Here is a 14,573-nt window from a genome sequence, read left to right as displayed (position 1 = left end):
CTGCTAGGGTGGCTCTGTTTCAATTGTCCGGTGAGTTTCAAGGTGAATGTTCTGTGGCGCTGTCTTATTGCACCTGTGGCCCTTTCTTTAAGTGCCTGCAGCCTGATTACCTCACCGCTGGTGGCCGGTGTGCAATTGGCCAGTACCGCCGTCACATCGATTGCCAATATGGCACCCAATACCAGTACCAATGGCATGGCTCATCCGCATGATGAGCTGCGCAATATCTGCATCGAATTGAATGCCAATGTGATCGTGGCGGATTTCATTCCCGAATTGCAAAAGCAATTGCGCGACCGCGAAGTGGAAAGCCGCATTTATGCACCCGGCAATGCGCCGTCAGATTGCGAAGCCATGCTGTATTACACCGTGCTCACGCAATGGGGCTCGCCCATGTTCACCGATGAATTGCGGCCCTACATCACCGACATCAACCTGCTGCTTAAAAAGAATGGCAAGGTGCTGGCCAATGCCGCTTACCGGCTGGATGGCATGGCCTATGACAAGTGGAGTTCGACTGGCAGGAAGCTGTCACCCTTGCTGAACAAGATGTTTTCCGGCGAAAACATGACCCAGTGGCAGGGCAGCGGAGACGGTGCCAATGGCGCGGCCCGCTTTGAGCAGGATGTCAGCAAGCGGGCCGGTGCAACGACTACCAGAAATTGATCAGCCCGGCGAAGAAGCGCTGGGCATCGGTGCGCGAAGCCACTTCGCTGGCGATCCCGTTGACGATCTGCTCGATGCGGGCATCGCCCACATCACTGGAAGACACCACATTGCCCACCTTGATGTCACGCTTGTTCACAATGCCGGAAAAGCGCAGCACGGTGGTATTGCCACTGGCCGCCACGGCCTTCTCCCCGGCAATCGCCAGATAGCCATTGGGCAATACATCGGTGACCGACACCATCAGGCTGCCGCTGATCTGGTTGGAGTTGCTGACCTGACCGGTGCCTTTAAGGCTGCTGCTGCCGGATGCCTTGCCGCTGTAATCAAAGATTTCCTTCAGCAAGCCACCCATGGAGGACAAGGCACCGGGGCCGGATTCGGAAATGGTGGACGTGCGGTTGGAGGTGGTATTGGCGTTATTGCTGGAAGTCAGGTTTTCCGCAATATTGATTTTCAGCGCATCACCCACATGGCTGGCAATCGGCTCTTCAAACAGCAGCATGGCCTTGTTTGGCTGATAAATGGAGCCTGGGCTGTCTTCTAATGCCACCGGGGTAAATTGTGGACGAATATGTACCGGTGCAGTCACCAGCATTTGCGGAGAAGAACAGCCGGTGACGAAACCGGAAATGAGCAAACCAGCCATTATCTTGATTGCCTGATTTTTCACGATATCACCTGCTTTCTCTTTGATTACTCCTTATTAATTCTATTGGCATGGAAAGTTAATTAGGGTTACCGATGCCAAATTAAGGTAATAAGATGTAAAGCAATTGGCTCTGACTCTTAACCCTGCATAACGTAAATTTACATGGCAGCCGGTACTGACCATGTAATGGCGGACAACAGCCAATTAACGGTATGGGGAGAACAAAATGAGCACAATCGGCGGTATCACTAATCAGGCACCCACGACTTACCAGGTGCTGAAGCAGGGTGCGAAGAAGGTGGCAGATGATGTGGAGTCAGTGGCCAGGGCGGCGGGAAGTGGCCTGGCAAGTGGTGCCAGCGGTACCGGCAGCGCCATCGCGCATGGCCTGACCGCGGCGGGCGACGGCCTGAGCACGCTGGGGCGTACCATCAATACCCTGGTTTGAGCGGGCAAATGCCTTCCGGCCCGGCCCGGTGCTTGTGGCGCCAGCCACTGCCCTGGCCGGGTTCGGGGCAACGGGCGGAAGGCTTGTCGTTGTCCGCCAGCAAGAGCGGGCCATCCTGACGCAGTTGCGCATAGAGATCGACCAGCTCGCCAGGGAACTCTTCCGTGCCGATGTATTTCTGGCGCAGCCGTTTGAGCTCACCGTTTCTCACCAGCGCATCCAGTGCATTCTGCAGCTGCCGGATGGTGGCATCCGGGGTTTGCCGGTTCAGGGCAAACCAGTACTGTGCCTGACCATCCAGCAGCGCTACCGGGCGGACCTGATTGTCCGGCATGCCGGTTTGCCGTGTCTGCCAGTGCATGGCCCAGTCCAGCATGGCCACCATGTCCACGCGCCCCATTCTCAGCTTGGCCAGGTTGCTGGCATCATCCGGCGCATTGTCCTGCTCTATTCCCGGCCGCAAACCAAGTTGCTCCAACTGCTTTTGCGAGGCAGAAGCAAAAATGGCCCCGACACGCCATTGCGCCAGCTGCCGGATATCGGTGAGCCGGATGTCCTCGCGCTTGCTCAAGCGGTACAGATAAATATGGCGTTTGCCGATGGGGCCAACCCAGCGGAACTGGTTCTCCCGCTCAGCGGTGCGTACGGTGCTGAACAGGATGGTGTCCGGCGTGGATTGCACCGTGGCATAAGCGCGCGACCAGGGCAGCAGTTGCAGCCTGAGCGCCAGGCCGGCCTTGCTGGCCATGGCAGTCAGCAATTCGCTGGCAAAGCCACTCACCTGCTGGCCTTGCAGATAATTCAGCGGCGGCAATTCCTCGGTATAGGCAGTCAGCCCCGCCGCGTGGGCAGGGAAGTGCAGCAGCAGGAATAACGCGACAAGCAGGCGTGAGCGCATGGGGAAGGGGGCAGTTGTTTGACAGAAATTAACCTGTCGCCGCCTGTCAGGCAAGCCTGCCCACGGCTTGCCGGTCAGCTGGTGTAAAATGCCACCCATCAACCACGCCCAGAAGAAATACCTGTCATGAGTGAGCTTTTAGCCGGATTGAATAATGAACAGCTGCGTGCCGTCACCTGGCCGGCCAAAAGTGCGCTGGTACTGGCAGGTGCGGGCAGTGGCAAGACACGGGTACTGACCACCCGCATTGCCTGGCTGATAGCCACCGGCCAGGTCAATCCCTCCGGCATTCTGGCGGTTACCTTTACCAACAAGGCGGCGCGAGAAATGCATACCCGGCTGGGGTCCATGGTGCCGGTCAATGTGCGCACCATGTGGATTGGTACTTTCCACGGCCTGTGCAACCGCTTCTTGCGTGCCCATTACCGCGATGCCGGACTGCCGCAGGCGTTCCAGATTCTGGATTCCGCCGACCAGCAAGCCGCGATCAAGCGCCTGCTCAAAAGCCTGGAGCTGTCGGACGAAAAATATCCGCCGCGTGCGGTGCAAAGCTTCATCAACGGCAACAAGGAAGCCGGGCTGCGCGCCGACCGCCTGCCGCCAGCCTTGACGCCGTACGAAGCCAAGCTGGTGGAACTGTACGCCGCCTACGATGCCCAGTGCCGTCGCGAAGGCGTGGTGGATTTTGCCGAGCTGCTGCTGCGCAGCTACGAACTGCTGCAGGCCAATGCCGCCTTGCGCGCCCATTATCAGGGGCGCTTCCGCCATATCCTGGTGGACGAGTTCCAGGATACCAACCGTCTGCAATACGCCTGGCTCAAGCTGTTGTCCGGCGAGCACAACGTCCTGTTTGCCGTGGGCGATGACGACCAGTCCATCTACGCCTTCCGCGGTGCCGAAGTGGGCAATATGCGCGCCTTGCTGACCGACTTCCAGGTAGCCGAGCCGGTGCGGCTGGAGCAGAACTACCGCTCGGTGGGCACCATCCTCAATGCCGCCAATGCCCTGATCGAACGCAACGATGGCCGGCTGGGCAAGAATTTGTGGACCGACGCGGGCGAGGGCGAGCAGATCCGCCTGTACGAAGCCTATTCCGATGGTGACGAAGCCCAGTTCATCATCGATGAAGTGAAGAGCCTGCAGCGCGAAGGCATGAATCTGTCGGACATGGCCATCCTGTACCGCTCCAATGCCCAGTCACGGGTGCTGGAACATGTATTGGTGAATGCCCAGCTGCCCTACCGCATTTATGGCGGCCTGCGCTTCTTCGAGCGCCAGGAAATCAAGCATGCACTGGCCTACTTGCGTCTGGTGAGCAATCCGGATGATGACAATGCCCTGTTGCGTGTCATCAATGTACCGGCGCGCGGCATCGGTGCCCGCACCGTGGAAAACCTGCAAGCCATCAGCCGCGAGCAGGGTGTCACCCTGTGGCAGGCCTGCTGCGCCGCGGGTGGTGGCCGTACCGCCGCCAAGCTGGGCGAGTTTGTGCTGCTGATCGAAGCCTTGCGCAACAAGAGCACTGACATGACGCTGGCGGAAACGGTCAGCCTGATCATCGACCACTCCGGCCTGCGCGCCATGTACGAGCAGGACAAGAAAGAAGGCGAAGAGCGGCTGGCCAACCTGGACGAACTGGTCAGCGCCGCGGCCGGTTTCTTCCCGGATCAGCCGGAGCTGGCCATTGTCGAATTCCTCAGTGCGGCCAGTCTGGAAGCGGGAGAGCATCAGGCCGAAGCCGGCGAGGACGCCCTGCAACTGATGACGGTGCATGCGGCCAAGGGCCTGGAGTTCGACGCCGTGTTTGTGTCCGGTCTGGAAGAAGGGCTGTTCCCGCACGAAAACAGCATGAACGACAGCAAGGGGCTGGAGGAAGAGCGCCGCCTGATGTACGTGGCCGTCACCCGTGCCCGCAAACGCCTGTACCTGAGTTGCGCCCAGAGCCGCATGCTGCATGGCCAGAGCCGCTATCCCATCCGTTCGCGCTTTGTTGAGGAAATACCGGCCGAGCTGGTACGGATACTGTCTGCTACAGTGAAACCTGTGCCGCCAGCAAGCCCGCGTCGCGCGCCCTGGCTGGACGAGGCGGCTGCGCCGGCTGCCAGCGTCTCCTTGCAGGGCTTTCGCATTGGCCAGGGTGTCAGTCACGCCAAGTTCGGTTCCGGCGTGGTGATCAATGCCGAAGGCAGTGGCAGTGATGTGCGCTTGCAAATCAATTTTGCCGAACACGGGTTGAAGTGGCTGGATTTACGCTATGCCAAACTGACCGCCGAATAATGACATTTCAGCCAGGCTGGCAGATGATGACGCCATGAGTGACAAACTACCTTCCACCACCTACCAGAGCCTGACAGCAGGGCAGAGCGGCGCTGATGCGACGCGCCGCCCCTATGAGGACCCGTACGCCAACCGGCTGTTCCTCATCATCGACAGCCTGCCGGAAATGCAACGCGCGCTGGCCATGACGCTGGCCTCGTTTGGTGCCGACAAGGTCGAATACGCTAGCAAGGCTGGCGATGCGCTGGCCAAGATGGCCAAGTTCGAATTCGACGTGGTGCTGTGCGACTACGATCTGGGCAATGGTTACGACGGTCTCTACCTGTTTGAAGAGGTCAAGGAACGCAACCTGATCAAGCAGTCCTGCGTGTTCATGATTGTCACCGGCGAACGGCGGGCACAACGGGTGATTTCCGCGGCCGAACTGGCCCCGGATGACTACCTGCTCAAACCCTTTACCGGCGAAGTGCTCAGCCAGCGTCTGGAAAAGGCCATGCGCCGCCGCGAGGCCTTTCGCGTGGTGGACGAAGCCATCATGCGCCACGAATATCTGACTGCCATCGATGCCTGTAGCCGGCGCATCAGCCAGCGTGGCGAGTTCACGCTGGACTTCATGAAGCTCAAGGGCAGTCTGGCGCAGAAGATTGGCGATTTTGACACCGCCCGCAGCCTGTATATGGATGTGTTGCGACTCAAGCCGCTGGCCTGGGCCAAGCTGGGTCTGGCCAAATCGCTCACCGGCCTGAAAGCCTACGACGAAGCCAAGCTGTTGTTCGAAGAAGTACTGGCCGACAACGAAAGGGTGATGGAAGCCTACGACTGGCTGGCCAAGCTGCATCGCATTCATCACGACCTGCCCGGCGCGCAGGACACCCTGCAAAAGGCCACCGCGCTGTCCCCGGTGGTATTGCGTCGGCAAAAGCAGCTGGCCGAAGTGGCCTTGCTGAACAAGGATCTGGAAACCGCCGAGGCTGCCAGCGAAGAAACCCTCAATATTGCCAAATACACCTGGCATCGCAGCCCCACTCATTACGCCATGCTGGCGCGGGTGCAGCTGGCACGTGGCGAAACCGGCACCGCCGCCCGCACCCTGGGTAATTTGCGCCGTGATTACCGCTACAACCAGATGGGCGAGTGGATGTGCAATGTCATCGACAGCCAGTTGCAAACCAGGCTGGGTAATCACGAAAAGGCGCGCACCCTGCTGGCCAGTGCCGAAACGGCTTACCAGAAGCTGGGCAGCAATCTGCCTGCCGAGGCGCAAATGGAATTTGCCCGTGCCTGCTTTGCCCAGGGCAAGCAGGACAGCGGCAATGCCGCCATGCGCGACTTGGTGCGTAACAATCATGATGATGAAGAACTGCTGTCCAGCATTGGCAGCCTGTTCGAGGAAGTGGGGCTGGGTGATGTCGGCCGCCAGCTGATTGCCGAAAATGTGCAGTCGGTACTGGAGCTCAACAACCAGGCGGTACGTGAAGCCCAGGCCGGACGTTTCGAGCAGGCCATCGAGCGCTTCGTCAAGGCGCACGAGGAAATGCCGCACAATGTGCAGGTGATGCTCAACCTGGCCAATGCCACCATGGCCTATGTCCACGGCAATGGCTGGCACGAAAGCCATATGCGGCGTGCCTATGACATGCTGACCCAGGTACGGGACCTGGCGCCGACCAACAACAAGTTCCAGAAAATCCTCAAGGCCTGGCGGCAACTGGTGGAAAAGCTGGGCAAACCGCAATGGGTGCTGTAAACAGGCTGCGCGTGCTGGTGGTGGATGACGAACCACTGGCGCGCGAACGCATGGTGGGGCAGGTGGCCCAGTGCGGTGCCACTGCGGTGGCAGCTTTGCCGGATGCTGCCGAGGCTGCCCGCTGGCTGGAACGGCAGACGGTGGATGTGGTACTGCTGGACATCTCCATGCCCGGCATGAGCGGGGTGGAACTGGCCCGCAAACTGCGTACCCAGCAACTGCCTCCGCAACTGGTGTTCACCACCGCGCATGAGCAGTATGCGGTGGATGCCTTCGAGCTGGATGCCGCTGACTACCTGCTCAAGCCGGTGCGGCTGGAACGATTGCGACAGGCACTGGACAAAGCCGCCGCCCGTCGTGGCCAACTCCCGGCCATCGAAGCCCATTTCACCGTGCGCCATCGCGACAGCCTGCTGAACATTCCCATTTCCGCCGTGCGCTATCTGAAAGCCGAGCAGAAATACGTCAGCCTGGTCACGGCCAATGGTGAATACCTGCTGGACGAATCACTGGTAGCGCTGGAACAGCGACTGGGTGACAGCGTGCTGCGCATACACCGCAATTGTCTGGTGATGCGCCATGCCTTGCTGGCGCTGCTGCGCATCGGGAATGAAGAAGATGAGCAATGGGGTGTGCAGCTGCGGGATATCGCACAGCCACTGGCCATCAGCCGGCGGCAGTTACCCCAGATTCGTGCCTGCTTGCGTCAGGCAGACCACCTGCCCTGAGCGCTGATTTCCCCCGGCCGCAAGCGTGCTGTCAGTCACTTTTCATGGTTCGTCAGCATTGGTTTACACAGCTAAAGCCCGCTATTTAGATTAAGGACCAATAAGTCTAGGTGTAATTACTTAGTTGGCGGCTGAGTTCGGCTTTGCCCATCCGGGCTGCCAGCGCTTTCTATAGAATTCCGTTTTTCCCTTCTCCTCCCTCGTCCATGCGGATAAAACTGACCACGCTGGGATGCGTGCTGCTGTGGCTTTTGCTCAGCCTGCTCATTTCCCTGGCCTTCATCAGTCGTGCCGTACTCAGTGCCGAACAAGAGTTCGACATGCTGGGCGAGCGCCTGTCCGAGCAACTGAACCAGAAGTTGCTGGTCAACCAGACCATCCTCGACAGCTATGCTGCATTCAGCATGCTTGATGCCCAGCACGCCGGTGAACAGGAGCTGCTGTTTGTCCAGCAAATGGCGGAGCGTTATCCGCAACTGGTCTCGCTGGAGCGCATCGAGCGGGTGCGGGCGCAGGATGTGCCGTCCTGGCATCGGGCCATGCAGGCCAGCCTGGGCAGCGATTTCCACCTGCACGCCTATACCCGGCAGGGACAGGCTCCACTGACCGCCATGCCGGTACAGGCCGAGTACTACCCGGTCGTGTCGATTCTGCCGATGAACCCTACCGTGCGCCCCTTGCTGGGCACCGAATTGTCGGTGGATGAGCGCTTCCGCCGGGCTTTGCAGGAGGCACAGCATTTTGGCCGCACCGCGATGTCGGCTGCCTTCACCCTGCGCGAGGGCTATCGCGGCCATTTGCTGTTGCAGCCACTCAATACCAGCAGCGTGCTCTTACGTGGCCAGTTGGCCGATCAATTCGTGGCGCTGGTGTTACGCACCGATTACCTGCGCCCGGCCAATACCGCTCTGCCGGTCGGGCTGAGTTTGAGCCTGCGCGCGCGCGGGCCTGGCAGTCAGGGCCTGGAGCCTTATGTGACCATACCGGGCCAGAACCATGGCTGGCTGGACACCCTGGGTTTTCCGCGACTGCGGCTGGAGCGGGCCGTCGGCAACGATTCGCAGCCCTTGCTGCTGCAACTGGACTGGCAGCTGGGCTGGTATCTGCTCAGTGGTTTCGAGCGCAGCGTCATCCTGTGGCAGTCACTGTTGTTGCTGGTGTTGCTGGGTCTGGGGCTGCGCTTTTACTGCGGCCAGCTCACCAAGCAGCAACGGCGCGAGAACCATCTGTTTCATCTGGCCAATCACGACCGCCTGACCGGGCTTGCCAACCGCAACCTGTTCTACGACCGCCTGCAGCATGCCATCTCGCGCCTCAAGCGCAGTGACAGACGACTTGCCGTACTGTTTCTGGATCTGGACCGCTTCAAGCCGGTCAACGACCGCTTCGGTCATGCAGTAGGCGACAAGGTGTTGCAACTGATTGCCGCCCGCATCCTGGCGGTGATGCGTAATGAAGACACGGTGGCGCGGCTGGGCGGCGATGAGTTTGTCCTGTTGATGGAAGATGTGGAGTCCAACCGCGAGGCGGACCGGGTGGTGGAGCGGCTCAAGCATGCCATCCAGCAGCCTTACGAGGTGGATGGCCATACCGTGTTGCTGGGTGTGAGCATAGGCATTGCCTATTATCCACAGGACGGCATGCTGATCGAGGAACTGCTGGATGTGGCCGACCGCAAGATGTATGGCGACAAGGCGCCTGCCATCGAACGCCATTGAATGCTGTGGTGTTTGTGCTGCCATGCAGCGCAAATATCCGGCCTCACCGTGGTCAGCGCCGCCGCTTATGCATTAGAATCCTGCGATCATAGCCAGGGGAACACCATGTACCAGTCCGACTTCACCAAATTCATGAGCGAATTTCTGGACAAGCATCCGGAAGTAGACCAGCAACGTCGCGAACTGCGCCTCACCCTGTGGGATCGCAAGGTCAATCTGGACGACCAGCGCCGCTGGAAAGAATCGCGCGTACCGCAAAAGCCTTACGTCTACCAGCCGGAATAAGCAGTCCCGGCCCGGCGCTCGCCGTGGCCATTTGCCAACGCCCCCTGTTGCCACCGATGGTCCTCCCTGTCGGACCGGCGCTACCAGCGGGCGTTTTGTCATTTTTCCGAGAGTATCCATGACCAGTCGTACCGTGCCGCTGGACGGCACCTTGCATGATTACCTGATGGCCATTGGCCTGACCGAACACCCGGTGATGCGTGAGCTGCGCGAATTCACCGCCGGCCATCGCATGGCCAAGATGCAGATCGCCCCGGAGCAGGGCCAGTTCATGGGCTGGCTGGTGCATGTGCTGGGCGTGCGCCGTTATCTGGAAATCGGCGTATTCACCGGTTACAGCATGCTGGCCGCGATGCTGGCGATGCCGGCAGATGGCGACGCAGTGGCCTGCGACGTCAGCGAAGAGTTCACCAGCATTGCCCGCGACTACTGGCAGCGTGCCGGGGTGGCCGGGCGTATCCGGCTGGAGTTGCAGCCCGCCCTGCTCACCTTGCAGCAACTGCTGGCAGAGGGGCAGGCCGGTCAGTTTGATCTGGTGTTCATCGACGCGGACAAGCCCTCCTACCAGGACTATTTTGAAGCCTGCCTGCAACTGGTACGGCCCGGTGGTGTCATTGCCATCGACAATATCTTCCTGTCCGGCCGCGTGGTATCGCCACGGCCGCAAGACCCGCCCGGCGTACACCTGATGCACGCCTTCAATGCCCGATTGCAGCAGGATGCGCGCATCCGTCACTGCGTGCTGCCCATTGGTGACGGCCTGACCCTGTGCACCCGTCTGCGCTGATGGCCGGCTGACCGGTCAGAACTTTCCGCCCGTCCGGCAAGTCTGACCGGTTTTTTGTTAAGCAAGATGTTTGTCATCCGGCCGCTGTGCTTGCGGTGCTATGATGGCAAGCTGAACTTTGGTCTGGATTGTCATGCTCAACCGCCGTCCCCGCCGTCAAATGAACCAGATGAACGTGGTGCCCTACATCGACGTCATGCTGGTGCTGCTGGTCATTTTCATGGTGACAGCTCCCATGTTCACCCCCGGTGTCATTCAGGTGCCCAGCGTATCGCAGGCCGCCACGCTGGATGCGCCGCCGCTGGAAGTGGTGCTGGATGCCGGTGACAAGATGCAAATCAAGGATGGCGACAAGGTGACGCCGGTGGATTCGCGCAGCACGCTCGCCAGCCAGGTTGCCGCCATGCTGGCCGGAGCCGACCGTCCGGTGGCCATCTCGGCCGACAAAGACCTCAAGTACGCCGATGTGGTGTCCGTAGCCGATGATCTGCACAAGGCCGGCATCAAGCGCGTTGCCCTCACCGTCAAGCAGCAGAATCATCAGTAAGGCATGAACCGTTCTCCTTCTTCTTCCTGGTCCTTGCTTGCCTCCTTGCTGCTGCATGGTGCAGTGATTGGCCTGATGCTGTGGGCCGGCCTTGCCAGCAAGCAGCCGGTGAGCGAAGTCCCGCTGGCGCTGGAGTTGTGGAGCAGTCCGCCGCCAGCCCCCGCTGCCGTGGTAGAACCGGTGCCGGTCAGCAAGCCGCTTCGTGTTGCACCTCCCCCAACTCCCCCCGCCCCGCCGCCGGAGCCGCCTGCCGAGGTGAATCTGGGTGGCAGGAAAAAGCCGGAACCCAAGCCGCAGCATCTGGTAAAACCACCGGTTGAAGTACCGAAAAAGCCGGAGCCGGTACATAAGCTGCTGCCGGAAAAACCCAAGCCGGAGCCGGTGAAAACACCGCCAGCCAAACAGCCTGAACCCGCGAAAAAGCAGGAAAAACCAGCCAAAACGGTAGAAAAAGCCCCGGCCAAGCCCGTTACACCGCTTGTGACGGAGAAAAAGCCGGTCAAACTGCCGCCAGCCACCACGCCGGGCAAGGGCAGCAAACAGTCGAAAACCTATGACAATCAGGCTGACGATTTATTGTCGCAACTGGATGCCCCCAATACCGGCCACAAGGCCAATGCACGCAGCACCCAGGCCGGCAGTGCCAATGGCGTGGCCGGCGGTGCGGTGAATGGTTCGGCCGCAGCCAAGGGCGGCTGGATCGACAAGGTCAAGGCCAAGATCACCCCGCTGGTGCAACTGCCGCCCGACCTGAGCGGCAACCCCAAGGTGGTGGTGCTGGTCACGCTGTTGCCCACGCTGGAAGTGAGCAAGGTGCAGGTGATCGGGCCGAGCAGCAACAATGCTTACAACGAGGCGGTGCAACGTGCTATCTGGGAAGCACGCACCTTCCCCAGCTTGCCGCCAGGTGCCAATTTCAACGATGGCTACCGTCAGTTCAAGATGGAATTCCGCCCGCGCTGAGCAACAGCGCCGGGAGGAATACCGTGTTTTTGCAAAAATTTCAGCCTCAGAGGGAACTCATGCCGGGCATTCGTACTCTGTTTAAGCTATTGCTAATGTTTGTCTTGCTCGCCGGCCAGTCTGCCCGTGCCGAGATGACCATCGAAATTGTCGGTGGTGGTACCAGCAAGCACGCCATTGCCGTGGTGCCGTTCAAGGATGAGACCACGCGCATGCGTGAGGCGCTCACCCCCATCATCCGCAGTGATCTGGAACTCTCCGGTGTATTCCGCATGGTGGATGGTTCGGCCATTGCCAATGTGCCGGTCGAGCCGGTGGATATCCGTTACCCGCTGTGGCAGGCCGCCGGCGCGCAGTCCATCGCCATCGGCAAGGTCGAAGCGGTGGCCGGTGGTCAGGTGAAGGTCAGCTTCCGGCTGATGGATGTGGCGCAGAAAAAGCAGCTGACCTCTGGCGAGTTCACCGTGACGCCGGACCGCAGCCGCGAAGTGGCACACACCATTGCCGACATGATTTACGAGGCCATCACCGGGCAGAAGGGCATTTTCAATACCCGCGTGGTGTATGTGCTCAAGAGTGGCCGCAACTACATGCTGCAAGTCGGGCTGATCACTGATGTGGACAGTAACCGGGCGCAAACCATCCTGCGCTCCAAAGAGCCCATCATCTCGCCCAGCTGGAGTCCGGATGGCCGTTATCTGGCTTATGTCTCCTTCGAGAGCAAGAAGCCGGTGGTATGGGTGCAGGATCTGGCCACCGGCCAGCGCCGTGCAGTGGCCAATTTCAAGGGCAGCAACTCGGCACCGGCCTGGAGTCCGGATGGCAGCAAGCTGGCAGTGGTACTGACCACCACCGGCAATTCGCAGATTTACCTGGTCAACACCCTGGGTGGAGCGCCGCGCCGTATCAGTTACAGCGATGGCATCGATACCGAACCGACCTTCACCCCGGACGGCAGCCAGATCTACTTTGTGTCCGACCGTACCGGCGGGCCACAAATTTATCGCATGGCTGTCAGCGGCGGAGCCGCCCAGCGCGTTACTTGGCAAGGTAACTACAATGTTTCACCGCGCGTATCGCCGGATGGTCGCACCCTGACCTTCATCCGGCGCGAATCCGGGCGTTTCCGGGTGATGGCGCAGGATCTCACCACCGGGGACGTCCGTGCGCTGTCGGAAAGTGGTTATAACGAACGACCCAGTTTTGCCCCCAATGGCCGCATGGTGCTGTATGCCAGCGACACCGGCGGCAAGAGCGTGTTGTATGCCACCACGCTGGATGGCAGCAGCAAGGTCAGACTGGCAGTGATTAATGGCGAAGTGCAGGACCCGTCGTGGGGCCCTTTCAACAATCCGCAATGATGTAGTGCATTCAAATCCAAGGAGCGAAGGCATGAACTGGAAACAACTCGTACTCGGCACCGCTACGGTTACCCTGTTGGCTGCTTGCGCCAGCACCAAGCCGGCCGCCGTCACCAGCAACACCACCCCGGCCACCGCCAATCAGGGCGTGGCTCCGGCTGATACCGGCAGCAGCAATCAGGGCAAGCTGAATGCCGACCCGCTGCACGACCCGAACAGCCCGCTGTCCAAGCGCAGCGTGTATTTCGACTTTGACTCCTCCACCGTCAAGAGCAGCGACAAGCCCACTGTGGAAGCCCATGCCGGCTACCTGAAGGACCATGCCGACCGCAAGGTGATCATCCAGGGTAATACTGACGCCCGCGGCAGCCGCGAATACAACCTGGGCCTGGGTCAGCGCCGTGCCGAAAGCGTGAAGCGCTCGCTGGAAGTGCTGGGCGTGAAGGACAGCCAGGTTGAAGCAGTCAGCCTGGGCAAGGAAAAGCCGAAGGCTACCGGCAATACCGAGGCTGATTACGCCGAGAACCGCCGCGCCGACATTCTGTATAACGGCGAATAAGGCAGGGTAGGGCAGGCTGTTGCGGCCTTGCCGACTTGCCACTCCATCAGGCCGGACATCTAGCCAGAAACCTGTTTCAGGCTGCTATGATGTCCGGCCATCCTGTATGCAACGGACCGAGAACCGCCCCATGAAACGCCTTGCCCTCAGCGCGGCGCTGCTGCTTACCCTGTCTGCCTGCGCCACCACCAGCGATATCGAAGCCACCCGCTACCAGATCGACCAGGTCAATCGTCAGGCCAATGCGCGCCTTACCGAAGTGGAAAGCAAGCTGTCCAACGAGAAGCTGCTGGAAATGGTCAATCAGGTGGAAAGCCTGAAAGCCGAAGTCGCCAAGCTGCGCGGCGAAGTGGAAGTGGCCAACTACAATCTGCAAACCACGCAAAAACGCCAGAACGATTTGTATAACGATCTGGATGGCCGACTGAGCCATCTGGAGAGCGCCGGCAAGGAAGCTGCCGCCCAGCAGGCGGCCAGCCAGCCGGCCAGCAGCCAGCCTGCCGCTGCGACCGATACCCAGACCAGCCCGGACTACGACAAGGCGCTGAACCTGCTGCGCGCACGTGATTTTGCCAAGGCAACAGCCGCGCTCAGCCTGTACATCCAGCAGAACCCCAATGCGCCGCAGGCGGTTGATGCCCTGTACTGGCTTGGTGTGGCGCATACCGCGCAGCGCCAGTACGATGCCGCCATTGAAATCCACCGCCGCTTTGCCGAGCAATACCCGGACAACCCCAAGGCACCGGACGCGCTGCGCAATGTGGCCAACTGCCAGCGTGACCTGGGTCAGGTGGATATTGCCAAGGCCACGCTCAAGCGCCTGATCAAGCTGTATCCGTCCAGCTCTGCTGCGCAGAAGGCGCGCGAGCAGCTCACCAAGATGTAAGTCACCACAGCCCGCCACACGGCAGATGCCGCCCGGCGGGCTGGGCTCACC

The 14,573-nt window shown here is 60.2% G+C and carries 15 protein-coding genes; 13 read left to right on the top strand and 2 right to left on the bottom strand.

The features are described 5' to 3' along the window. Positions 1 to 75: 75 nt before the first annotated feature. The gene (locus DKK66_RS06160; RefSeq protein WP_131356308.1) at positions 76 to 666 is read left to right on the top strand and encodes a cell division protein FtsI; all 591 of its coding nucleotides are present in this window, start codon (positions 76 to 78) and stop codon (positions 664 to 666) included. Here the strand turns inward: DKK66_RS06160 and DKK66_RS06155 are convergent. After that, a complete protein-coding gene (locus tag DKK66_RS06155) occupies positions 653 to 1,315 on the bottom strand; it encodes a flagellar basal body L-ring protein FlgH (protein WP_045846434.1) in 663 nt (220 codons plus the stop codon). The two genes, DKK66_RS06160 and DKK66_RS06155, sit on opposite strands and share 14 nt — an antisense overlap. Positions 1,316 to 1,544: 229 nt before the next feature. Here DKK66_RS06155 and DKK66_RS06150 point away from each other — a divergent pair, with 229 nt between their 5' ends. After that, positions 1,545 to 1,766 carry a hypothetical protein gene (locus tag DKK66_RS06150; protein ID WP_062788424.1) on the top strand — a complete coding sequence of 74 codons (222 nt, stop codon included), beginning with the start codon at positions 1,545 to 1,547 and terminating at the stop codon, positions 1,764 to 1,766. Here DKK66_RS06150 and DKK66_RS06145 read toward each other — a convergent pair. Then, a complete protein-coding gene (locus tag DKK66_RS06145) occupies positions 1,750 to 2,664 on the bottom strand; it encodes an ABC transporter substrate-binding protein (RefSeq protein ID WP_131356305.1) in 915 nt (304 codons plus the stop codon). The two genes, DKK66_RS06150 and DKK66_RS06145, sit on opposite strands and share 17 nt — an antisense overlap. Positions 2,665 to 2,790: 126 nt before the next feature. Between DKK66_RS06145 and uvrD the strand changes: the two genes are divergently transcribed. The 11 genes from uvrD to ybgF all read left to right on the top strand — a co-directional run bounded on the left by uvrD (position 2,791) and on the right by ybgF (position 14,522). Further along, complete coding sequence (gene uvrD, locus DKK66_RS06140; RefSeq protein WP_131356302.1) at positions 2,791 to 4,941, top strand: DNA helicase II; 2,151 nt, start codon at positions 2,791 to 2,793, stop codon at positions 4,939 to 4,941. Positions 4,942 to 4,975: 34 nt separating this feature from the next. Further along, positions 4,976 to 6,688: a tetratricopeptide repeat-containing response regulator gene (locus tag DKK66_RS06135; RefSeq protein WP_131356298.1), complete on the top strand. Its 1,713-nt coding sequence runs from the start codon at positions 4,976 to 4,978 to the stop codon at positions 6,686 to 6,688. Beyond that, positions 6,676 to 7,416 (top strand): LytTR family DNA-binding domain-containing protein, encoded by a 741-nt coding sequence (locus tag DKK66_RS06130; RefSeq protein ID WP_131356295.1) that lies wholly within the window; start codon positions 6,676 to 6,678, stop codon positions 7,414 to 7,416. The genes DKK66_RS06135 and DKK66_RS06130 overlap by 13 nt, the downstream gene beginning before the upstream one ends. Before the next feature lie 236 nt (positions 7,417 to 7,652). Next, positions 7,653 to 9,134: a sensor domain-containing diguanylate cyclase gene (locus DKK66_RS06125; RefSeq protein ID WP_052693968.1), complete on the top strand. Its 1,482-nt coding sequence runs from the start codon at positions 7,653 to 7,655 to the stop codon at positions 9,132 to 9,134. Between the two features lie 105 nt (positions 9,135 to 9,239). Next, positions 9,240 to 9,419 (top strand): DUF3460 family protein, encoded by a 180-nt coding sequence (locus DKK66_RS06120; protein ID WP_045846552.1) that lies wholly within the window; start codon positions 9,240 to 9,242, stop codon positions 9,417 to 9,419. A gap of 118 nt (positions 9,420 to 9,537) precedes the next feature. Beyond that, positions 9,538 to 10,206: a class I SAM-dependent methyltransferase gene (locus tag DKK66_RS06115; protein ID WP_045846428.1), complete on the top strand. Its 669-nt coding sequence runs from the start codon at positions 9,538 to 9,540 to the stop codon at positions 10,204 to 10,206. A gap of 133 nt (positions 10,207 to 10,339) precedes the next feature. Next, the gene (locus tag DKK66_RS06110; RefSeq protein WP_131356292.1) at positions 10,340 to 10,753 is read left to right on the top strand and encodes a biopolymer transporter ExbD; all 414 of its coding nucleotides are present in this window, start codon (positions 10,340 to 10,342) and stop codon (positions 10,751 to 10,753) included. A gap of 3 nt (positions 10,754 to 10,756) precedes the next feature. Then, positions 10,757 to 11,716 carry a TonB C-terminal domain-containing protein gene (locus DKK66_RS06105; protein ID WP_131356289.1) on the top strand — a complete coding sequence of 320 codons (960 nt, stop codon included), beginning with the start codon at positions 10,757 to 10,759 and terminating at the stop codon, positions 11,714 to 11,716. A 95-nt stretch (positions 11,717 to 11,811) separates the two neighbouring features. After that, positions 11,812 to 13,077 carry a Tol-Pal system beta propeller repeat protein TolB gene (gene tolB / locus DKK66_RS06100; RefSeq protein ID WP_242673577.1) on the top strand — a complete coding sequence of 422 codons (1,266 nt, stop codon included), beginning with the start codon at positions 11,812 to 11,814 and terminating at the stop codon, positions 13,075 to 13,077. Between the two features lie 31 nt (positions 13,078 to 13,108). After that, a complete protein-coding gene (pal, locus tag DKK66_RS06095) occupies positions 13,109 to 13,636 on the top strand; it encodes a peptidoglycan-associated lipoprotein Pal (RefSeq protein WP_131356283.1) in 528 nt (175 codons plus the stop codon). A 130-nt stretch (positions 13,637 to 13,766) separates the two neighbouring features. Next, positions 13,767 to 14,522, top strand: a complete 756-nt coding sequence (ybgF, locus tag DKK66_RS06090; RefSeq protein WP_062788440.1) for a tol-pal system protein YbgF — start codon at positions 13,767 to 13,769, stop codon at positions 14,520 to 14,522. The last annotated feature ends 51 nt before the right edge of the window (positions 14,523 to 14,573 follow it).

This window comes from Aquitalea sp. USM4 (genome assembly GCF_004328945.1).
GTDB lineage: Bacteria > Pseudomonadota > Gammaproteobacteria > Burkholderiales > Chromobacteriaceae > Aquitalea > Aquitalea pelogenes.
Note: the sequence above shows the minus strand (reverse complement) of the source record. Positions and strands in the feature narration are given on the sequence as shown.